Below are 22,460 nucleotides of genomic sequence, written 5' to 3'. Positions count from 1 at the left end.
GCGCCTCAGGCGTGATCGATGACGATGCCGTCGATCTCGTCGGCGACATCCTCGAACGCGTCGAGAATGCGCTCCAGATGCTTGTACACTTCCTTCTCGATGACGAAGCGCAGCGTGTCGCGCTCGCCGCATTCCTCCAGCGTGCGCTTCAGGCCCGCCGCATGGATTTCGTCGGCACGACCTTCCAGCCGGACCAGTTCCTCGGTCAGCGCATGGAGGCGGTCGCCGTTGCGCGCGACATCGCGCATCAGCGGCATCGCCTCGACGGTCAGCCGGGCCGCCTCGACCGCGACCGACGCCATCTCGCGCATCTCGGGCGCGAAGGTGGTCAGCCGGTACAGGCCGATCGCGGTGGCCGCCGCGTTCATTTCGTCGATCGTATCGTCCAGCGAGCCGATCAGCGAGGTGATCGAGGCACGGTCGAACGGCGTCAGGAAGGTCGAGCGGACCGAGGTCAGTACCTGGCGCGTGATCTCGTCGGCGTCATGCTCGCGCGCGGCGACGACGGCGATCTCGTCGGCGGTGTGGCCCTGACTGTCGAACAGCCGAACGGTGGCTTCGGCCCCCGCAAGGATAGTGGCGGCTTGCGCCTCGAACAGCTCGAAGAAATTTCCCGTCTTCGGCAGGAGGCGTTGGAACCAGGCGAACATCAGTCGGTAACCCCGATAGTGATCCGAAACCGTGCGCATCTTTCGGCCATGACCGATCGGGCCACGACGAAACGCCGGACCGCGAAAAGGTCATGAAGCCAGGATGGCACGAATGTCGCCCCCCTGACCAGACGCAGGCCCCCCGTCAAGCAAAACCCGGTTACAACTCTGTGACAGCAGGGTCCAGAGCGACCGCGCCGCGGCGGTCGGGCCGCGACCGCCGCCGGTCGTAAATTCATGAGCCATTGTGGTTTTTCCGCACCACCTCTGTCACGCGAGCGCCATAATGCGCCGTTAACCGCCCGCCCTACCGGGAGAATCTAATCAGTCGGGCGGCATGAACCGTCCGCCGGAGCGTGGGGACTATATGAAATCGGTTATCAAGACCGCGGCGCTGCTGGGCGCTGCGTGGGGAACGCTGGCGACCGTGCCGGTGATGGCCCAAAGCAACGCCGCGCAGACCGCCACCGATCAGGGTGCGGCCACCACTGGTGCGGCGACGGACGAGCAGCAGGGTCTGGGCGACGTCGTCGTCACCGCCGAGCGCCGTTCGGAAAGCCTGAACCGCGTGCCGGTGTCGGTCGGCGTGGTCAGCGGTTCGAACCTGCGCACCTTCCAGCAGGGCGGCGAGGACATATTGGCGCTGTCGGGCCGTGTGCCGGGCCTGTATGCCGAGACGACGACCGGCCGTATCTTCCCGCGCTTCTACATTCGCGGTCTCGGCAATATCGACTTCTATCTGGGCGCGTCGCAGCCCGTGTCGATCATCCAGGACGATGTGGTCCTGGAGCATGTCGTCTTGAAGTCGAACCCGATCTTCGACGTCGACCAGGTCGAAGTGCTGCGCGGACCGCAGGGTTCGCTCTTCGGTCGCAACACGACCGCGGGCATCATCAAGTTCGACACGATCAAGCCGACGCAAAGCTTCCAGAGCCGCGCCACCGCCTCGATCGGCAGCTACAACACGATCAGCATGGATGCCGGTGTCGGCGGCCCGCTGATCCGCGACGTGCTGGCCTTCCGCCTGTCGGCGCTGGTGCAGCACCGCGACAACTGGGTCGACAACACCTATGCGGGCACCAGCCTGGACGGCACGCTGACCCCGAAGAACAACGCCATGGGCGGCTTCACCGAGCGCGACGTGCGCCTTCAGCTGCTCCTGACGCCGACCGACACGCTGTCGTTCAACCTGTCGGGCCATGCCCGCTGGTATGACGGCACCTCCACGCTGTTCCATCGCGGGGCGCTGAAGAAGGGTTCGCGCGACGTGTCGGCCGAACCGCGCGACCGCGTCGCCTATGACGAAGGTCAGGGCAATCCGCAGTCCTATGATACGCAAGGCGCCTCGCTGCGTGCCGCCTGGGACCTGGGCCCGGCCGAGCTGACCTCGATCACCGCCTATGAAACCACGGCCGGTTTCAGCAAGGGCGACACCGATGGCGGCGCGGCGGCAAACTTCCCGTTCAATGGCCAGCCCAACGGCTATGGCCTGAGCCAGGGTCAGGTCCGGGGTCTCGACCAGTGGACGCAGGAAGTCCGCCTCGCCTCGACCGGCACCGGCGCGTTCAAGTGGCAGGTCGGCGGCATCTATTTCGACAGCCGCGACGTCACCGACTTCTACCAGCGTCGCTTCTTCCTGCTGCCTGCCTATAACCCGGCCGCGCCCGGCAATCCGAACACCAACAACCCGGACAACTGGGTCCGCCTGCACAACGTCAACACGTCCTGGGGCGTGTTCGGGCAGGTCAGCTATCAGGCGACCGACCGCCTGACCCTGACCGCCGGTGGCCGGATCAGCGAGGATACCAAGCGTACCCAGCTGCTCAAGGCACCGGGCCGCCCCGATGGCGGCGTGCGCTATACCGGTCGCCGCGACGTGCGCCTGTCGGATACCCAGCCCAGCTGGGACCTGTCGGCCATGTACGAGGTCAATCCGAACCTGAACGTCTATGTCCGTGCGGCACAGGGCTTCCGTGGCCCGACCATCCAGGGTCGCTCGGCGGTGTTCAACTCGGACTTCACCACCGCGAACTCGGAGACCAACCTGTCGTTCGAGACCGGCTTCAAGTCGAAGCTGTTCGACAACACGTTGCGCCTGAACGCGGCGGCCTTTGCGTACCGCGTGAAGGGCATCCAGCTGAACGGCAATGACTCGGACGGCAACGGCGTGCTGTTCAACGCCGACAAGGCGGTGGCCTACGGCATGGAAGCCGATGCGCAGTGGTTGCCGGTGCGCAACCTGGCGCTGTCGGCAGGTGTCAGCCTGCTGCACTCGGAAATCCGCGACAAGCGCGTGTTCGCCCAGACCTGCGGTCTGAACGGCGTACAGGTCTGCACCGTGCTCGACCCGTATGTCACCCGCACCGTGTTCGGCGCCAACGCCTATTTCGCGCAGATCGACGGCAACCCGCTGCCAAACGCGCCGGAATATAACGTCAATCTGGCGGCCAAGTACGACATGCCGCTGGAGGGTGGCGGCAAGGCCTTCATCGCGACCGACTGGAACCTGCAGGGCTATACCAACTTCGTCCTGTACCGGACCAAGGAGTTCACCTCGAACGGCAATTTCGAGGGCGGCCTGAGCATCGGCTATTCCGCACCGAACGACGACTGGAGTCTGTCGGTCTTCGCCCGCAACATCACGAACGAGAAGAACTTGAAGGGCGTGATCGAGAATTATATGGCGGCCGTTTTCAACGAACCGCGCATCATCGGCGTGTCGTTCACCGGCAAGTATCGCTGATCGGGTTTATCCTATGACGCAAAGGCCCGTCCCTCTTCGTGAGGGGCGGGCTTTTTTGTCGGGTGGTTGGCGAAGGCTTGCACGTGCGCTTCGACTTCGCTCGGCGTGAACGGAGGCTGGCTCCTTAACCGCCCCTCAAAAAGCGCTTTGCCCGCACCGGCTTTGCCCTCGCCCGAGCATGGCGCTCGGCATGGGCGAGCAGCATGTCCAGATCCTCGCGCGCGATATCGAAGCTCTCGTGCATATCCTCCAGCGCGGCGTCGACATCCTCCGCCCGAATGCGCGAGGCGTCGCTCACCGGCGGGGCGAGCGCGGGTTCGTGCGGATAGCTGCGCCCCGTCGCCCGGTGGAAGAACATGCCGATCGCCACCAGCGCGATCGAGTTGATCGCGACCGGCGCGAAGGCGAAGGAAAAGCCCGCCGCATGGATTCCCTGACTGCCGATCACGGCGGTCAGCGCCGCCGCGCCGCCCGGCGGATGCAGGCAGCGCGTCACCGACATGACCAGGATCGCCCCGCCCACCGCGCATCCGGCCGCCAAGGGCAGCGAGGGGATGGCCTGAAACATCGCCACCCCGACCAGCGTCGACAGGACATTGCCGCCGACCACCGACCAGGGCTGGGCCAGCGGACTGGCGGGCACCGCGAAGACCAGCACCGCCGAGGCCCCCAGCGGCGCCACGATGATCGGCAGGTCGGGACCGAACGCGGGCAGCCCGCCGCACACGATGATGGTCAGCGCGATCCCGATGACCGCCCCGACACAGGCGAGCAGGCGGCCGGACAGCGTGGCTCCGGCAAGCAGGGGTTGGAAAAAGCGCATGACGGGCTGTCTAAGCAGAGGGCGCCCTTCCCGCCACCGTCAAAAGCTTGGGGCGGCGTTACGTTCGCTTCATCACCCGGCCGTCGTCATGGCGAGAGCGTCAAGCCTCCGCCAGAAATACCACGCCGGGAATCGCGAGGCTGCGTCCTGTATCGGTCAGCAAGCCATATCGACCGATCCGGAACACGTTCACCCTGCCCGAACGCTCATTGGCGACGAGCATCTCTCCACGATCCTCCCGCAACAGGAAGAAGCGCGGCCAATCCCCGCCGCTGGGCGAAATCTCCAGCCCCCGGACGCCGCCCCCGGCGTCGACGGAAAAGGACGTGATGCTGTTCGCCCCGCGATTGGAGACATAGAGCGTCCGCCCCGCACGATCGATCGCGATATGCGCGCCATAGGAGGCAGGGCCGCCTTCGGGCACCAGCGCGCGCTCGTCAGCGGTCCGAAAGCTACCGTCGGGCAGCACGTCGAGGACGAACAAGCGGGTCTCCAATTCGCAGACCACATACGCACGCGGCAGCGTCGGATGGCGGACCATGTGGCGCGGCCCGACACCCGCCGGGGCCTGCCACGCGATCCGCTGATCGGAGAGCGTGCGCGCGACGGGATCGAAGCGATAGGCGAAGATCGCGTCCGCCCCCAGATCGACCGAATGCAGCCAGCGCCGGTCGGGGCTGAATCCCACCCAATGCGCGTGCGGCCCGGCCTGACGCCCGGTATTGGGGCCGGTCCCGTGATGCTGGAAGAGTTCCGGCTCACCCGGCGTGCCCGTCCGCCGGTCGAGCCGGTGGAAGGCAACCGAGCCGCTGGAATAATTGGCCACCGCCAGACAGGCGGAAGCGCGGTCGATCGCGACATGACACGGGTCCGCGCCGCCGGTCGACGCCCCGCCCCGTGCCGTCCAGCCGGGACCATAGCCGGTCACGCGGCCTTCGGCCTGTTCGCGCAGCAGATAGAAGGCGCCGTTCGGCCCGCCCCCGACGCCGTAGGAGGCGTTGACGATCCCGGTCACCGGCGTGCCGACGTGTCCATCGACGATGGGATACAGTCCCTTGCCGCCCTTATTCGTATAGGTGCCCGCGATCAGCCGGTCGCGTCCCGGCCCGCGCGCGAACAGCGGCTCGCCCGCGATGCCCAGCCCCGTGGCCGCGATCGCGCCCGCCATTACGTCTCGCCGTGTCGTCGTCATGCCGCCCGTCCCTTGTCGAGCAGCCTTCAAACGCCAAAGGGGGCGGGAAGGCAATCGCTTCCCGCCCCCTCCGGGCTCATGATGCGATCAATCGATCAGATCGCGACCACGCCGCCGTCATTCTTGGTGATGACGATGGTGGCCGAGCGCGGACGGATGGTGGCCGAGGCCGAACCACCCTGGCTGTCGGGCCAGTTGCTGGTCGGCGCGGCCGGGCTGCTGGCGTCCTCGCCCGGATGCTGGATGTTGACGAACACCGAGGTACCGTCCGGCGTCGAATGGATGCCGGTGATCTCGCACTGCTTCGGACCGACCAGGAAGCGCTTCAGCGTGACGCCCGGCGCCTTGCCGATCCGCGTGGTGACGGTCGCGCTCGCCCCGCCCGCGCTGCTCGTCACCGAGCGGGTGCCGCCATCGCCGACCCGGCCGGGGATCGCGGCCAGCATCATGCAGTTGGTGACGTCGGTGAAGGCGCCGTCATCGGTCTGAATCCACATCACCGGCGTCTGCTGCCCTGCGACATTGCTCGGCAGGCTGAACCACAGGCCGTCGGGCGACGAGAAATCGTTGGTCGCGTCCAGCCCCGACAGGTTGATGTTGGTCGGATCGAGGTCCGCCCCCGCGCCAAACGCGTACACGTCCCAGGTGAAGCTGGTCGCCTCGGTCGTGTCGTTCGTCTCGCGCAGACGGATGATATGGCCGTTGCGGTTCCCGACCGAAGTCGAGGGCGCATCGACATAGGCGCGCGGATTGGCCGCATCGACGCCGGTCTGATTGCCCGAGGCCACCGGCTTGCGCGAGGCGTTGTTGGTCAGCGTGCAATACATCTCGCCGGTCGCCGGATTGACGGCGGTCCATTCGGGCCGATCCATCTTGGTCGCCCCCAGCACGTCGGCGGCCAGGCGGGTGTTGATCAGGACATCGGCCTGATCGGCGAAGGGATAGACGCTGTTCGAGGCGTTCAGCCCGTTCTGCCCATAGACCAGCGGCATCCACATGCCGGTGCCGTCCGCGTTGAATTTCGCGACATAAAGCGTGCCGTTGTCCAGATATTTATCGCCCATCGCCAGGCGATCGCTGGCGCTGGCGTCCGAGGCATTCCACGGCGTCGTCGAGACGAACTTGTAGATATATTCGTTCTGCGCGTCGTCGCCCATGTAGAAGGCGGGGCGGACACCCGCGATCATCCGGCCGCTCTGGCAGCCTTCATGGTTCATGCGGCCCAGCGCGGTGCGCTTGCGCGGGGTCGAGTTCGGGTTGAACGGATCGATCTCGACCACCCAGCCGAACTGGAACGGCTCGTGCCGGAAGTCGGCGGTGCCATCGGCGGCCAGCGCGGCGTTCGCCGTCGCGTTCCAGCGGCGGAAGACGGTGCTCGACGAATCCGACGGCGTGACCGTGGTCCAGCCATAATTGCCCGAGCGCCCCTCGCCGATGCCATAACGGGCCAGTGAGACATTCTGCTTCGCGTTGGTCGTGGCGCGGACGGCGGCATCGCCCGCGGTACGGCGGAAATAGCCTGCCCAATTCTCTTCGTTGGTCAGATAGGTGTTCCACGCCATCGTGCCGTTGGCGCAGTTGTTGATGGTGCCGCGCCCGCTGCTGCCATCGGTCGAATAGGCGGTCTTGAGCCATGCTGCGCCCTTGACCGGGCCGCTGAACGCCATCGGGGTGTTGGGCGTGATGCGGCGGTTCAGCGCGGAATTCTGGACATAGGTCCAGGCGCCGTTCGAACGCGTGACCTCGACCACCGAGACGCCGTGGCACTCGATCTCCTTGATCGCTTCCGACTCGGGGCGCGGGCTGGGCGTCGGGCCGTTGGCGTGAAGATAGAGCTGGGTGATGTTCTCGTGGTTGAGCACCAGCAGACCGCGTGTGCTGCTGTTCGGATCGGGGTTGGACCCGCTGGCGGCGAGGCCGAAATAGCTCATGCCGTCATGATGGTCGCCCGCACGCTGCGCGAAATTGGTGTCGTTGCCGTTGTTGCCAAAGGCCGGGACGGCGCTGCTGATCGGATCGCCCAGGCGATAGAGCACGGTGACGCTATAGCCCGAGGGAACGGTCACGATATCGGCCAGGCTGTGCGGCACGGCGGTGAAGTCGAGCGTGATCGGCGTGACAGTGAGCGTCACCGTGTTGTTGGTGACCAGGCCGTCGCGGCTGGTGATCTCCAGCTTGAACGCCAGTTGCGTCGCGGTCGCAACGGCGGGTGCACGGAACGAGGCGACCAGCTGGTTGGCGTTGGTCAGCGTGACCGACGGGCCCGCCGTCTGGCTCCAGTTGACGTTCGCAACCTGGCCGCTGCCGACCGTGCCGGTCAGCGTGACGGGACGGCCCGCCGCGACGCTGGCGGTGCTGCCCGCCGCCGTGGCGGTGACCGCCTGCGGATTCTCGTCGTCGCAACCGGCCAGCAACGCGCCGCCGAACAGCGCGGTGGTCATGGCCGACACGCCATGGCGCAGCGTCTGGCGGCGCGACAGGCGGGTGGCGATCAGGTCGCTCATATGCGCGTTGGTCGAACGGTTGGTGTCGATGTCGCCGTCGTCATAAGCGACCATGTTGTTGATATCCGACATGGAATTTCCCCCGATACCGCGCGGGAAGCGCTGCGGTAGGCATGGGGGCTTTGCCGCCGAACCAAGTCATGCGCGCTTCATTTCGGCGTCATGTCGGTGACTGATGCATGACTCATGCATGACATGCACGTCATGATGCGGGATTGCTTGACTCGCCTCTTCGATCCGCGTAACGGCACCCCCGCATCCGGATGGGCTTGCCCGTTCGGATTCCGTCCAAGACAGCAGGTGCCGGGGAATATGCCCTGGCTTAATCTCCTGCCGAGACGGGGAAAAGGATTTTGCCGGTCGTGCCACTCGCTGGTCCCGCCCGGTCTGCCCCGCGTTTCTCACGCGTCGGTTGCCCATTCCCCATCGCTGGACACCCCGAGGGGTGGTTTCACCCCCCGGTCAAGCAACCGGGATGGTCGTTCGCGGCCGTTCCAACCATGGAGAATGGCATGGATCGCGATCAAAAGAGCCAGGCCGTCGCCGAACTGAACCGCAACTTCAACGAGGTTGGCGTGGTGGTCATCACCCGCAACCACGGCATGACCGTCGCCCAGTCGACGGCCCTGCGCACGAAGATGCGGGAAGCCGGCGCGACCTACAAGGTCTCGAAGAACCGGCTTGCCAAGATCGCAGCCCAAGGCACCGACTATGCCGGTGTCGCTGACATGCTGACGGGTCCCGTCGGCATTGCCAGCTCGATCGATCCCGTGGCCGCCGCCAAGGTGGCCGTGGACTTCGCCAAGACGACCGACAAGTTCGAGATCGTCGGCGGATCGATGGGTGCGAATGTCCTTGATGTCGCAGGCGTGCAGGCGCTGGCGACTCTGCCCTCGCTGGACGAGCTCCGGGCGAAGCTGGTCGGTCTCATCGTGGCGCCTGCCACGAAGCTGGCCACCATCACCCAGGCTCCCGCGGCGCAGATCGCCCGCGTCCTCGCGGCTTATGCCGACAAGGACAAGGAAGCCGCCTGATCTTCGGGCGAACACGATTGAACTGACACACTCGGGCCACTTCATCCGGCCCGTATTGGAGATAAGAACATGGCAGACCTGAACGCGCTGGTTGACCAGCTGAGCGAGCTGACCGTCCTCGAAGCCGCCGAGCTCTCGAAGATGCTCGAAGAGAAGTGGGGCGTCTCGGCCGCCGCTGCTGTTGCCGCGGCTCCTGCTGCTGGCGGCGCTGCTGCTCCGGCCGCTGAAGAGAAGACCGAATTCGACGTGATCCTCACCGGCGACGGTGGCAAGAAGATCAACGTCATCAAGGAAGTCCGTGCGATCACCGGCCTGGGCCTGACCGAAGCCAAGGCGCTGGTCGAAGGCGCTCCGAAGCCCGTCAAGGAAGGCATTGCCAAGGACGAGGCCGAGAAGATCAAGAAGCAGCTCGAAGAAGCCGGCGCGACCGTCGAGCTCAAGTAATCGGACTGCGGCTGGGCAACCGGCCGCACCCGTTCGCTTGGCGAGCTAAAGTCAAGGGCGGCCCCTTTAGGGGGGTCGCCCTTTTCTTTTGGAAAGGGGCTGGCTCCATCATGCCATTGACCCCAACGATCATCATGCCGTACTATATCAATAATACAGTCGCTGGTCGGATGGCATGGCGGCTGTGTCCGGGGATATGGGGGCAACGGATGCGACGGATCAGCTTTGTCTTTTTGGCGGCCATGACAGGGCTGGCGGGCATGGCGGAGGCCCAGCGCTATCGCCCTGTTTTCCACCCCGACGCGCTGACCGATCGGCCTGCCGGACGCGCGAACGAGGTGCTCGTACTGGGCTCACCGCATCTGTCGGGCCTCCCCGCCAGCTTTCGGCCGGAAATGGTCGAGCCGCTGCTCGCGCGCCTGATCCGCTGGAAGCCGACTGCGGTGGCCAGCGAGAGTATCGCCGGGCTGCAATGCGATGCCATGCGCCACCAGCGCGAACGTCATGCCGAGGAAGTCGAAGCCTATTGCTTCGATCCGAGCGCCGCCGGACGGGCAGCGGGGCTCGACGTTGTTGCCGCCAATGCCAGGGCCGAAGAGCTGCTCGCCGCCTGGCCCACAGCACCGACACCCGCCCAGCGCCGTCGCCTGGCGCTGATCTTCCTCGCCGCCGGGGAACCGGCCTCGGCGATGGTCCAGTGGTTCCGCCTGCCCGCTGATGAGCGACGAGCGGAGGACGGGCTGACGCAGGCGCTGGTGAAGGATCTGCAGGCCCGACTCACGACGAAAAGCGAAACCGAACTGGTCGCCGCGCGGTCGGGGCTGGAGCGGGTCTGGAGCGTCGACGACCAGTCCTTCGTCGGCGCAAAGATCGACGACAAGGCATATGGCGAGGCGATCGCCCGTGCCTGGGACAATCCCGCCGCCAAGGCACACAAGGCCGAGAGCGAGCGGCTCTATGCGGGGATTGCCCAGCCCGACGGGCTGCTGACCCTCTATCGTGCTCTGAACGCGCCGAAGGCCGCCGATCTGGTCTATCGCTCCGACTGGGGGGCCGCGCTCACCGAGCCGTCACCGCAGGGTTATGGGCGGCGTTATGTCGCCTATTGGGAAACCCGCAACCTGCGCATGGTGGCCAATATCCGCGAGGTGCTGGCGCGCGCGCCCGGCACGCGGATGATCGCGATCGTCGGCGCGTCGCACAAACCCTATTACGAAGCTTATCTGAACCAGATGCGCGACGTGACGCTGGTTAATGTCGCCCCCTTTTTGCGATAGGCGCTACTCGGGTTGATCCTGCAGCCTCGACCAAGGCTGCACCCGCCGCACGTCGAGTTCACAAACGCCGCGCAGTTTATGCCGCCTCGCATAGGCCGCCACCCGCGCATCATAATCCGCCGCCAGCGGATCGCCGAAGTTCCAGTCGGGCGGGTTGAAGGTCGAAAAGCCGTTGATCGTCGGCACCCGCCACAACTCGGCCAGGAACATGCCGTCGACATTGTGGGGATAGAGCTTGTGCAGTTCTTCGCTGATGTAGAGCGGCTCTGTCACCCGTGATGCGGTGACGTAGAACAGGTGGCAGTCTCGCGGCGGCCGGGGAATGGCGAACAGGGCGGTACGATGCTCGGCGCGGCTGAGCTGGGCGGGCGTCTCGGCGCTCAGATTCTCGGCGACCAGCAATGCGACAATCGCCGCCGCCCAGGCCGGGCGCTCCGCCCGCAGCCGCGCCGCCTGCGCCCGCCAGCCCGCGACGATGATGAGCAGGAACGGCAGGGTCAGCCACAGCTGGTAGCGCGAGACGGTGCGCAACCCTTTGGCCCCCGGCACCAGTTCGAACACGAGCAGCCAGGGCGAGGCGTACCAGAATTGCAGGGTCAGGACCCAGGCGACCATCATGGCCAGGGTGAAGGCACGCAACGTCACTGGCGCCTCGGCCTGGCCCACGCGTTTCCGCACGACGATCCGCCAGGCCGCGACCAGCAGCAGCGCGACCATCAGCAGCGGAAAGCCCGCCTCATGCTCGCCGCCCAGCACCCGGCGCGGCAGGTCGGGATCGTCGGGCAGCAGATGATGGACCAGCGCGTGGAGCGGCACGAACAGCCAGCCCCATATATAATTGCCCGGGCCCACATTCACCATGTCAATGACCGGCGTGACCAGATAGCCGAGCATGTCCTCCAGCCCCTCGCCCCCCGTCTCGCGCATCTTGGGCAGATAGACGATCAGGAAGGGCAGGATCAGGACGGCAAAGGCCGCGAAGCCGGTCGCGATCGTCCCCGCATGACGGCGCACCAGCCCAAAGGCGACGGCGGGCCGTGCCTGACCGGTCATCCCCCCCCAGCACAACAGGAACAGACAGACCGAAAAGATGGTGAACCAGGCCATGTAGTAGGACGTCATCAGCCACGCCGCCATCAGCGCGGCCAGCCCGACTGCCCTGACCCGCGCCGCACCATGCCGCCCCGCCCCTTCCGCCCGGACGCAAGCGATCGCCAGCATCATCGCGAGCGGCAGCAGCGCGACACTCTGCAACTGGGCATGGACCGCCTGGAGATGGATGTTGCTGGCGATCGTCCACAGCAGTGCGACCAGAACCGCCGCACCCCGCCCCCAGCGCAGGGTGCGCGCGACCAGGGCATAAGCGGAGAAAAAGCCGATCGTCTTGAACGTCAGGATGTTCAGCGTGTCGGCGTGGAACGGGTCCGCGACCAGCCGCCACAGGCTATAGACGATGCCATAGAGGAAATAGCCGTCATTATAGCCCAGCGTGCCGCCATAAGGGTGGAAATAGAAACCGCTATTCCACGACGACACTCCCGACCAGACATTGCGCCAATGTTCGAGGATCGTCATCTCGATCAGCGCATCGCCGCGCTCTCCGAAACCCAGGTCGAACCCGCTGGCGATCGGCACGCGGAAGAATATCAGCATCGCCAATCCATAGGCGATCGCGAATGGCACCATGCCGGTGGCGCGTCCTGTCCATGAAGACGGCGCAAGCGGGGAAAGAGGTCCAGCCATTACCCTCGCCTATGGTCCCGAAGCGGCCCTGTCGAGGGTTGGTACGGATATGCATCGATTCAGGCGAAAGGCCTTGTGCGCGAAGGCTGCGCGGGCGAACATATCGGGCACCCTATCGTTCACGGATCCTACCTCGTGTCGATGCGCCATATTTCCTGTTTTCCATCGACCCGAATGCTGCGCTGGCTGGCGATCGTCTGCACGCCCTGGCTGATCGCAGCGTCTACACCGCGCTACGACTGGTCGAGCGCCGACATATCCTATCTCAAGAATTCGCCCTATCTTGCCGAAGCTGCGCCGTCGCGCGCGCTGTGCCGTCGTTTGATCGATCGCGAACCCGACGCGTCGGAACGCCCTGACAAGGCGCAAGCGGCGGCGCTGAAAGGCTGCAATAGCGAGGCGCTGCTCTATGGTATCGGCCGCCAGGCTGATCCGGTGGCGGCACGGCGCTGCGCCATTCTGGAACGGGACGAAGAGGCCGACACGCCGGACGCCTATTTCGCCGGCTCGGGCATCCTTGCCGTCGCCTATGCCAATGGCTGGGGCGGCGCGCGCGACATCGATCGGGCGATCCATATGGCTTGTGGAATCGACGACGCGGCCAGCGCCACCGAGGACCGGATCGGGCATTTGCAAGCCATGGCGGAAAAGCCCTTCGCCATTTGCGACGATATTTCGAGTGGGGCAGGTGGCGCGATATGCGCGGCCCACCACGCCAGGCTGCGAGATCAGAGCCGCCGACGCCTGATCGCAGGCTGGGCACGGGCCTGGCCCCCAGCGCGCCGGATAGCGTTCGACCATGCTTATGCCAGTATGACAACCTATGCCGAGACGGCGCATGATCTCGATTGCTATGGCGGAACGGCGGCCGCACAGTGCACCATCGATGGGACGCAAACGGATCTCGACCGCTTCGTCGCCAAGATCGGTGCTTTACTCGGCCGCAATGCGCCTCCGCCGGTGCCGCCGGTCAATCGCCGGGCCAATGCGGCCACCGATGCGGCTCGGTGGCAAAGGCGGTTGGCGGATGTGGATGACCGGGAACGACCGGACTTCATGGAAAACGGCCGCAGAACAATCGCCGCTCGCGCCTCTTTCGAACGCGATCTGCTGGCTTTTGCAGCGACCGTTCCTGGTCTTACGGCGCACCGGGCGCGCCGGTCTTTTGCGGATTTGTGAGGCAGGAGCGGCCGGGCATCGGGATCGACAGGCCCGACCGCAAAACCTGACGTCTAAGCAGCCTATTCGGCGGCGACCTCGGCGGTCAGTGCGCTGTCCGGCTGGCTGTACACCCGGTCGAGATAGTGGTTGGCGATGATGTAATGTGCTCGCACCGCAGCGGGGTGGGTCGCCTTCTGGGCCAGTTCGAGTTCGGTTTCGGCACGCTGGTAAAAATAGTCTTCGTCAATCTCAGGCGACGTCATCTCAGGTCTCCAGGGTCCCGACGATGCACCAATAACCCGCGCATCTCCGGGATCTTCTCCAATATTCGTATATGGTTGGGAGGGCCTTTCGGTTCCTGCATCCGGCCTCGCGCGCCCTCCATTCGGCGCAAAACCGCGGTTTTTCCTGTTACAAATCATGGCCGGAAACCGACGGCCTGCTTCAGATCAAGGATCGCTTCGGCGGGTGGTAAAAAGCCGCCGTCCAGTTACCCGGACGGCGGCCCTTTATTTCCAATCCGTTAGCCGGATCAGTCGTTCAGATACTCACCGGCATCAGCGTCCGTGCCGTGACCCGAGGGGGCGACTTCAGCCAGCGGATCGTTGCCGGTGCCGCCAGCGTCACGCGCCGAACGCGCCTGCTCGGCAGCCCGTTCTTCGGCGGCACTGACCGGTGCGACAATCGCCTCGGCCAGCTTGCGCTGCTGCGCCCGGAGCGCGGCGTCGCGGCTGGAGGCCGCCACGCGCAGGCGGTTCATGCCCGCACCGGTGCCCGCCGGGATCAGGCGGCCGACGATGACGTTTTCCTTCAGGCCCATCAGCGTGTCCTGCTTGCCTTGGACCGCCGCCTCGGTGAGGACGCGGGTGGTCTCCTGGAACGACGCCGCCGAGATGAAGCTGCGGGTCTGCAAGCTCGCCTTGGTGATGCCGAGCAGGACGGGCTTGCCCTGCGCACGGACCTGGTTCGCGTCGAGCTTGTCGTTGATCGCGTCCATTTCCTCGCGATCGACCTGCTCGCCCTTCAGCAACGTGGTGTCGCCGCCGTCGGTGATCTCGACCTTCTGCAGCATCTGACGAACGATCGTCTCGATGTGCTTGTCATTGATCTTCACGCCCTGGAGTCGATAGACTTCCTGGATTTCGCTGACCAGATATTCGGCCAGCGGCTCCACGCCCATCGTCTCCAGAATGTCGTGCGGATCGGGCGAACCGCCGATCAGGTTGTCGCCACGCTTGACGTAGTCGCCTTCCTGAACGTCGATCACCTTCGACTTCGGCACCAGATACTCGACGACCTCGCCGCCATCCTCGGGCTGGATGCCGATCTTGCGCTTCGCCTTGTAGTCCTTGCCGAACACGACACGGCCCGAGACCTTGGCGATGATCGCCGAGTCCTTCGGAACGCGTGCCTCGAACAGCTCGGCGACGCGCGGCAGACCGCCGGTGATGTCGCGGGTCTTGGCCGATTCACGCGCGACACGGGCCAGAACGTCACCGCCCTGCACCTGCGCCCCGTCCTCGACCGAGAGCGTCGCACCCGGCGCCAGCATGTAGCGACCGGCCTCGCCCGAATTGTCGTCGAGCAGGGTCATGCGCGGACGCAGATCCTCCTTCGACTTGGTCGAGGCGCGGTACTCGGTGACGACGCGCTGGGCGATACCCGTGGCTTCGTCGACCTGCTCGGTCAGGGTCTTGCCCTCGATCAGGTCCTGGAACTTCACCGTACCGGGGTTTTCCGTGATCACCGGCATGGTGAACGGATCCCACTCGGCCATGCGGTCGCCCTTGGACACGATGTGGCCATCGTCGAACAGCACATACGCACCATAGGGGATACGGTCGACCGAGAGCTCGCGGCCGTCCATGTCGACGATCGCGATCTCACCCGAACGGCTGAGAACCACGCGGCGGCCACGCTGATCGGTAATCAGGCGCAGGTCGCGGAATTCGACGGTACCATCGGCCGCCGCTTCCAGGTTCGACTGCTCGTTCAGCTGCGCCGCACCACCGATGTGGAAGGTACGCATGGTCAGCTGCGTACCCGGCTCACCGATCGACTGCGCCGCGATGACGCCGACCGCTTCGCCGATGTTCACCGGCGTACCGCGGGCGAGGTCACGGCCATAGCACTTACCGCAGACACCGATCTTCGATTCGCAAACCAGCGGGCTGCGAATCTTGACCGACTGGGTGTTCGCCGCCTCGATCTTCGCGACCATCGGCTCGTCGAGCAGGACGCCCGATGCGATGATGACTTCGCCGGTCTTGGCGTTGACGATGTCCTCGGCCGTAGTGCGGCCCAGGATACGCTCACCGAGCGACGCGATGGTCGAACCGCCCTGCACGATCGCCTTCATCTCCAGGGCGCGGGTCGTGCCGCAATCCTCTTCGATGATGACGCAGTCCTGCGACACGTCCACCAGACGGCGGGTCAGATAACCCGAGTTCGCCGTCTTCAGTGCCGTGTCGGCCAGGCCCTTACGCGCGCCGTGGGTCGAGTTGAAGTATTCAAGAACGGTCAGACCTTCCTTGAAGTTCGAGATGATCGGCGTTTCGATGATCTCGCCCGACGGCTTGGCCATCAGGCCGCGCATACCCGCCAGCTGCTTGATCTGGGCGGGGCTACCACGGGCGCCCGAGTGGGCCATCATGTAGATCGAGTTGATCGGCTTCTCACGGCCTTCCATCGGGCCGTCCTCGTAATGCCGAACCGCCTTGATCTCGTTCATCATCGAGTTCGCCACCTGGTCGCCGCAACGGCTCCAGGCGTCGATCACCTTGTTGTACTTCTCCTGCTGCGTGATCAGGCCGTCCTGATACTGCTGCTCGAAGTCCTTCACCTGCTCGCGCGTCTCGTCGACCAGACGATCCTTGTCCGGCGCGATGATCATGTCGTCCTTGCCGAACGAGATGCCGGCGCGGAACGCGTGACGGAAGCCCAGCGCCATGATCGCGTCGGCGAACAGCACGGTCTCCTTCTGGCCGGTGTGGCGATACACCTCGTCGATCACCTCGCCGACGTCCTTCTTGGTCAGGACGCGGTTGACGATGTCGAAGGGCACCTTGTGGCTCTTCGGCAGGCACTCGCCCAGCAGCATGCGACCCGGCGTGGTCTCATAGCGCTTGAGATACTGGTTGCCCTGCTCATCGGTCTGCGGAACGCGGCTGATGATCTTGGTGTGCAGCGTGACGGCACCGGCGAAGAGGGCCTGATGGACCTCCTCCATGTCCGCCAGCATCATACCCTCGCCCGGTTCCTTCTGCTTCTCAAGCGAGAGGTAATACAGTCCCAGCACCATGTCCTGCGACGGCACGATGATCGGCTTGCCGTTGGCGGGCGACAGGATGTTGTTGGTCGACATCATCAGGACGCGCGCTTCCAGCTGCGCTTCGAGCGACAGCGGAACGTGCACGGCCATCTGGTCGCCGTCGAAGTCGGCGTTGAACGCCGAGCAGACCAGCGGGTGAAGCTGGATCGCCTTGCCCTCGATCAGCACCGGCTCGAACGCCTGGATGCCCAGACGGTGAAGCGTCGGCGCGCGGTTCAGCATGACCGGGTGCTCGCGGATCACCTCGTCCAGGATGTCCCAGACTTCCTTGCGCTCCTTCTCGACCCACTTCTTGGCCTGCTTCAGGGTCATCGACAGACCCTTGGCGTCCAGACGGGCGTAGATGAACGGCTTGAACAGCTCGAGCGCCATCTTCTTCGGGAGGCCGCACTGGTGCAGCTTCAGCTCCGGGCCGGTCACGATGACCGAACGGCCCGAATAGTCGACGCGCTTGCCGAGCAGGTTCTGACGGAAGCGGCCCTGCTTGCCCTTCAGCATGTCGGACAGCGACTTCAGCGGACGCTTGTTGGCGCCCGTGATCGTGCGGCCGCGACGGCCATTGTCGAACAGCGCGTCGACCGCTTCCTGCAACATGCGCTTTTCGTTGCGGACGATGATGTCCGGCGCACGCAGTTCCATCAGGCGCTTCAGGCGGTTGTTGCGGTTGATGACGCGGCGATACAGATCGTTCAGGTCCGAGGTTGCGAAGCGACCGCCGTCCAGCGGCACCAGCGGGCGCAGCTCGGGCGGGATGACCGGAATGACTTCCAGGATCATCCATTCGGGACGGTTGCCCGATTCCAGGAAGCTCTCGACGACCTTCAGGCGCTTGATGATCTTCTTGGGCTTCAGCTCCGACTTGGTCGTCGCCAGCTCTTCGAGCAGCGCGACCTTCTCGCCTTCCAGGTCGAGATTCTCGAGCATGATGCGGACCGCCTCGGCGCCGATGCCGGCCGAGAAGGCGTCCTCGCCATATTCATCCTGCGCGTCGAGCAGTTCGTCCTCGGTGAGAAGCTGATACTTCTCCAGCGGGGTCAGGCCCGGCTCGATGACGATATAGGCTTCGAAGTACAGCACGCGCTCGAGCTGCTTGAGCTGCATGTCGAGCAGCAGGCCGATGCGGCTCGGCAGCGACTTCAGGAACCAGATGTGCGCGACGGGCGCGGCCAGTTCGATATGGCCCATCCGCTCGCGGCGGACCTTCGACACCGTAACTTCGACACCGCACTTTTCGCAGACGATGCCCTTGTACTTCATGCGCTTGTACTTGCCGCACAAGCATTCGTAATCCTTGATCGGGCCGAAGATGCGCGCGCAGAACAAGCCGTCACGTTCCGGCTTGAACGTACGGTAGTTGATCGTCTCGGGCTTCTTGATTTCGCCGAACGACCAGGAACGGATCTTGTCGGGCGACGCGATGCCGATCTGAATCTGGTCGAAGGTTTCCGGCTTGGCCACCGGATTGGCGAAGTTGGTCAGTTCGTTCATCTTGCTTTCCTCACAGGGAGGGAAAATTCATCGGGCGAGGTAGACAAGGTGCCGGTGGAGCATGGGCCTCACCGGCTTCCCTGATCTTACTCCGCCGCCTCGGCCAGACCGTCGTCCTGGGCGTCTTCCATCGACTTGAGGTCGACGTTGAGACCCAGCGAGCGCATTTCCTTGACCAGCACGTTGAAGCTCTCCGGGATGCCCGCCTCGAAGGTGTCGTCGCCCTTGACGATCGCTTCGTAGACCTTGGTGCGGCCGACTACGTCGTCCGACTTCACCGTCAGCATTTCCTGGAGCGTGTACGCCGCGCCATAAGCCTGCAGCGCCCACACTTCCATCTCACCGAAGCGCTGGCCACCGAACTGCGCCTTACCACCCAGCGGCTGCTGGGTAACGAGGCTGTACGGCCCGATCGAACGCGCGTGGATCTTGTCGTCGACCAGGTGGTGGAGCTTCAGCATGTAGATGATGCCCACGGTCACCTTGCGGTCGAACTGATCGCCGGTGCGCCCGTCGAACAGGTCCGACTGGCCCGAAGTGTGCAGACCCGCCAGCTCCAGCATCTCCGACACGTCGCTCTCACGCGCGCCGTCGAACACCGGGGTCCCCATCGGCACGCCGGTGCGGATGTTCTGGACCAGCTCGGCCACTTCCTCGTCGTCCCGGTTCTGGATGTCTTCGGCATAGTGATCGCCGTAGATTTCCACGAGCCGCGACTTAACCGCTTCCGGCACCGCGCCCGGCTTGGCGTCGGGATTGGCTTCGCGCCAATCCTCGAGTTGCGCCGCGACCTGCATACCCAGGTTGCGCGCCGCCCAGCCCAGATGCGTCTCGAAGATCTGACCGACGTTCATGCGCGACGGCACGCCCAGCGGGTTCAGCACGAGATCGACCGGCGTACCGTCCGCGAGGAAGGGCATGTCCTCCTGCGGCAGGATGCGGCTGATGACGCCCTTGTTGCCGTGCCGGCCGGCCATCTTGTCGCCCGGCTGCAGCTTGCGCTTCACCGCGACGAAGACCTTGACCATCTTCAGCACGCCCGGCGGCAGCTCGTCACCACGCTCCAGCTTGTCGCGGCGGTCATGGAACTTGTCCGTGATCCGCTTGGCGGCTTCGTCATATTGCGCCTTGACCGCTTCCAGATCGCTCTGGCGCGCGTCGTCGGCGACGGCGAACTTCCACCATTCGTGACGATCGACCGATTCCAGCACCTCGGCGTCGATGACGATGCCCTTCTTCACGCCCTTCGGCGCGGCGGTGGCGGTCTGGTCGAGCAGCATCTCGCGCAGGCGGCTCCAGGTCGCCCGGTTGAGGATCGTGCGCTCGTCGTCGGCATCCTTCTTCAGACGCTCGATCTCCTCGCGCTCGATCGCCATCGCGCGCTCGTCCTTGTCGATGCCGTGACGATTGAAGACGCGCACGTCGACGATCGTACCGGCCACGCCCGGCGGCAGACGGAGCGAGGTGTCGCGCACGTCGCTCGCCTTTTCACCGAAGATCGCGCGGAGGAGTTTTTCCTCCGGCGTCATCGGCGATTCGCCCTTCGGCGTGATCTTGCCGACCAGGATGTCGCCCGGCTCCACCTCGGCGCCGACATAGACGATGCCCGCCTCGTCGAGGTTGCGCAGCGCTTCCTCGCCGACGTTCGGGATGTCGCGGGTGATGTCTTCCGGCCCGAGCTTGGTATCGCGCGCCATGACTTCGAACTCGTCGATATGGATCGACGTGAACACGTCGTCCTTCACGATCCGCTCGGAGATGAGGATCGAGTCCTCATAGTTGTAGCCGTTCCAGGGCATGAACGCGACGAGCGCGTTGCGGCCCAGCGCCAGCTCGCCGAACTCGGTCGAGGGGCCGTCGGCGATCACGTCGCCTGCCTTCACGACGTCGCCCACCTTCACCAGCGGACGCTGGTTGATGCAGGTCGACTGGTTCGAACGCTGGAACTTCATCAGCGTGTAGATGTCGACGCCCGACTTGCCCGCATCGACCTCTCCGGTTGCACGAACCACGATGCGGCTGGCATCGACCTGGTCGACGATACCGGCGCGCTTCGCCGCGATCGCCGCACCCGAGTCGCGGGCCACGGTCTCTTCCATGCCGGTGCCGACGAAGGGCGCTTCCGCCTTCACCAGCGGCACGGCCTGACGCTGCATGTTCGAGCCCATGAGCGCGCGGTTGGCGTCGTCGTTTTCCAGGAACGGAATGAGCGAGGCGGCGACCGAGACGAGCTGCTTCGGCGACACGTCCATCAGGGTGATCTGATCGGGCAGCGCCATCAGGAATTCACCCGCCTGACGTGCCGAGACCAGGTCCTCGGTGAAGCGGTTGTCGGCATCCGTCGCGGCCGAAGCCTGGGCGACGGTGTGCTTCTGCTCTTCCATCGCCGACAGGTACACGACCTCGTCGGTGACCTTGCCGTCGATCACCTTGCGGTACGGCGTCTCGATGAAGCCGTACTTGTTGACGCGGGCGAAGGTCGACAGCGAGTTGATCAGACCGATGTTCGGGCCTTCCGGCGTTTCGATCGGGCAGATACGGCCATAGTGCGTCGGGTGAACGTCGCGGACTTCGAAGCCCGCGCGCTCACGCGTCAGACCGCCCGGCCCGAGCGCCGAGACGCGACGCTTGTGCGTCACTTCGGACAGCGGGTTGGTCTGGTCCATGAACTGCGACAGCTGCGACGAACCGAAGAACTCACGCACCGCGGCGACCGCGGGCTTGGCGTTGATCAGGTCGTTCGGCATCACGGTCGACACGTCGACCGATGACATGCGCTCCTTGACCGCACGCTCCATGCGCAGCAGGCCGACGCGATACTGGTTCTCCAGCAGCTCGCCCACCGAACGCACGCGGCGGTTGCCGAGATTGTCGATATCGTCGATCTCGCCCTTGCCGTCCTTCAGGTCGACCAGCGTCTTGACGACCGCCAGGATGTCCTCGGTGCGCAGCGTCGTCACCGTGTCCGGGCAATCGAGGTCGAGGCGCATGTTCAGCTTGACGCGACCCACGGCCGACAGGTCGTAGCGATCGGGATCGAAGAACAGGCCCGCGAACAGCGACTCCGCCGTCTCCAGCGTCGGCGGCTCGCCGGGGCGCATCACGCGGTAGATGTCCGACAGCGCCTGCTCGCGCTCTTCGGCCTTGTCGGCCTTCAGCGTGTTACGGATCCACGGGCCGGTGGCGACATGGTCGATGTCGAGCAGCTCGATCGTGTCGACGCCCGCCTTGTCCAGCGCTTCGAGGTTTTCAGCGCTGATCTCGTCACCGGCTTCGACGTAGATTTCGCCGGTCTGCTCGTTGATGAGGTCATAGGCCGAGTAGCGACCGAAGATTTCCTCGGTCGGGATCAGCAGCTGCGACAGGCCGTCCTTCGCGGCCTTGTTGGCGGCACGCGGGCTGATCTTCTGACCGGCCGGGAACACGACCTCGCCCGAGCTGGCGTCGACGATGTCGAACATCGGCTTGGCGCCGCGCCAGTTCTCGGCCTGGAACGGGATTTTCCAGCCGCCGTCGCCGCGCACGAAGGTCAGGCGGTTGTAGAAATAGTTGAGGATTTCTTCCGAGTTCATGCCCAGCGCATAGAGCAGCGCCGTCACTGGCAGCTTGCGCTTGCGGTCGATACGGACGTTGACGATGTCCTTGGCATCGAACTCGAAGTCCAGCCACGAGCCGCGATACGGGATCACGCGCGCGGCGAACAGATACTTGCCCGAGGCATGGGTCTTGCCGCGGTCATGATCGAACAGCACGCCCGGCGAACGGTGCATCTGGCTGACGATGACGCGCTCGGTGCCGTTGATGAAGAAGGTGCCGTTCTCCGTCATCAGGGGCATGTCGCCCATGTAGACGTCCTGCTCCTTGATATCGATGACCGACTTGGCTTCGGTATCGGGGTCGACCTCGAACGCGGTCAGGCGCAGCGTGACGCGCATCGGCGCGGCATAGGTGATGCCCCGCTGGCGGCATTCCTCGACGTCGAACTTCGGGTCCTCGAGGACGTAATCGTCGAAGTCGAGATAGGCGGTGCCCGCGAAATCCTGGATCGGGAAGACGCTGCGCAGCGTCTT

General features: G+C 65.0%; 13 protein-coding genes. 5 read left to right on the top strand and 8 right to left on the bottom strand.

The genetic code is table 11. The features are described from left to right. Nucleotides 1-5: 5 nt before the first annotated feature. Nucleotides 6-689 (bottom strand): DUF47 domain-containing protein, encoded by a 684-nt coding sequence (locus tag NS355_RS02960; RefSeq protein ID WP_244489534.1) that lies wholly within the window; start codon nt 687-689, stop codon nt 6-8. Between the two features lie 328 nt (nt 690-1,017). On the opposite strand from NS355_RS02960, the gene NS355_RS02955 reads away from it, so the two are divergent. Then, nucleotides 1,018-3,393, top strand: coding sequence for a TonB-dependent receptor (locus tag NS355_RS02955; RefSeq protein ID WP_058744316.1), 2,376 nt, complete (start codon nt 1,018-1,020; stop codon nt 3,391-3,393). Between the two features lie 124 nt (nt 3,394-3,517). Here NS355_RS02955 and NS355_RS02950 read toward each other — a convergent pair whose 3' ends face one another. The 3 genes from NS355_RS02950 to NS355_RS02940 form a co-directional block, all read right to left on the bottom strand. After that, entirely contained in the window at nt 3,518-4,216 is a 699-nt protein-coding gene (locus tag NS355_RS02950) for an HPP family protein (RefSeq protein ID WP_058744315.1), read from the bottom strand. A gap of 100 nt (nt 4,217-4,316) precedes the next feature. Beyond that, a complete protein-coding gene (locus NS355_RS02945) occupies nt 4,317-5,408 on the bottom strand; it encodes a lactonase family protein (RefSeq protein WP_084787457.1) in 1,092 nt (363 codons plus the stop codon). Nucleotides 5,409-5,503: 95 nt separating this feature from the next. Continuing rightward, the gene (locus NS355_RS02940; RefSeq protein WP_058744313.1) at nt 5,504-7,984 is read right to left on the bottom strand and encodes a PhoX family protein; all 2,481 of its coding nucleotides are present in this window, start codon (nt 7,982-7,984) and stop codon (nt 5,504-5,506) included. Nucleotides 7,985-8,424: 440 nt separating this feature from the next. On the opposite strand from NS355_RS02940, the gene rplJ reads away from it, so the two are divergent. The 3 genes from rplJ (at nt 8,425) to NS355_RS02925 (ending at nt 10,667) form a co-directional block, all read left to right on the top strand. Beyond that, nucleotides 8,425-8,946: a 50S ribosomal protein L10 gene (gene rplJ, locus NS355_RS02935; RefSeq protein WP_056437177.1), complete on the top strand. Its 522-nt coding sequence runs from the start codon at nt 8,425-8,427 to the stop codon at nt 8,944-8,946. Nucleotides 8,947-9,015: 69 nt separating this feature from the next. Next, entirely contained in the window at nt 9,016-9,390 is a 375-nt protein-coding gene (gene rplL / locus NS355_RS02930) for a 50S ribosomal protein L7/L12 (protein ID WP_007403895.1), read from the top strand. A 209-nt stretch (nt 9,391-9,599) separates the two neighbouring features. Then, the gene (locus NS355_RS02925) at nt 9,600-10,667 is read left to right on the top strand and encodes a DUF5694 domain-containing protein (RefSeq protein WP_058744312.1); all 1,068 of its coding nucleotides are present in this window, start codon (nt 9,600-9,602) and stop codon (nt 10,665-10,667) included. A gap of 3 nt (nt 10,668-10,670) precedes the next feature. Here NS355_RS02925 and NS355_RS02920 read toward each other — a convergent pair whose 3' ends face one another. Beyond that, a complete protein-coding gene (locus NS355_RS02920; RefSeq protein WP_244489533.1) occupies nt 10,671-12,353 on the bottom strand; it encodes a hypothetical protein in 1,683 nt (560 codons plus the stop codon). 231 nt (nt 12,354-12,584) lie between these two features. On the opposite strand from NS355_RS02920, the gene NS355_RS02915 reads away from it, so the two are divergent. Beyond that, nucleotides 12,585-13,589, top strand: a complete 1,005-nt coding sequence (locus NS355_RS02915) for a hypothetical protein (protein WP_058744311.1) — start codon at nt 12,585-12,587, stop codon at nt 13,587-13,589. Nucleotides 13,590-13,651: 62 nt separating this feature from the next. On the opposite strand, the gene NS355_RS02910 is transcribed toward NS355_RS02915, so the two are convergent. The 3 genes from NS355_RS02910 to rpoB form a co-directional block, all read right to left on the bottom strand. Then, nucleotides 13,652-13,834, bottom strand: a complete 183-nt coding sequence (locus tag NS355_RS02910) for a hypothetical protein (RefSeq protein WP_058744310.1) — start codon at nt 13,832-13,834, stop codon at nt 13,652-13,654. Between the two features lie 269 nt (nt 13,835-14,103). Continuing rightward, a complete protein-coding gene (rpoC, locus tag NS355_RS02905) occupies nt 14,104-18,390 on the bottom strand; it encodes a DNA-directed RNA polymerase subunit beta' (RefSeq protein ID WP_058717489.1) in 4,287 nt (1,428 codons plus the stop codon). A gap of 86 nt (nt 18,391-18,476) precedes the next feature. Then, nucleotides 18,477-22,460, bottom strand: a 3,984-nt coding sequence (rpoB, locus tag NS355_RS02900) for a DNA-directed RNA polymerase subunit beta (protein WP_058744309.1), incomplete at its 5' end; no start/stop codon positions are given.

This window comes from Sphingomonas yabuuchiae (assembly GCF_001477495.1).
Classification (GTDB): Bacteria; Pseudomonadota; Alphaproteobacteria; order Sphingomonadales; family Sphingomonadaceae; genus Sphingomonas; species Sphingomonas yabuuchiae_A.
Note: the sequence above shows the minus strand (reverse complement) of the source record. Positions and strands in the feature narration are given on the sequence as shown.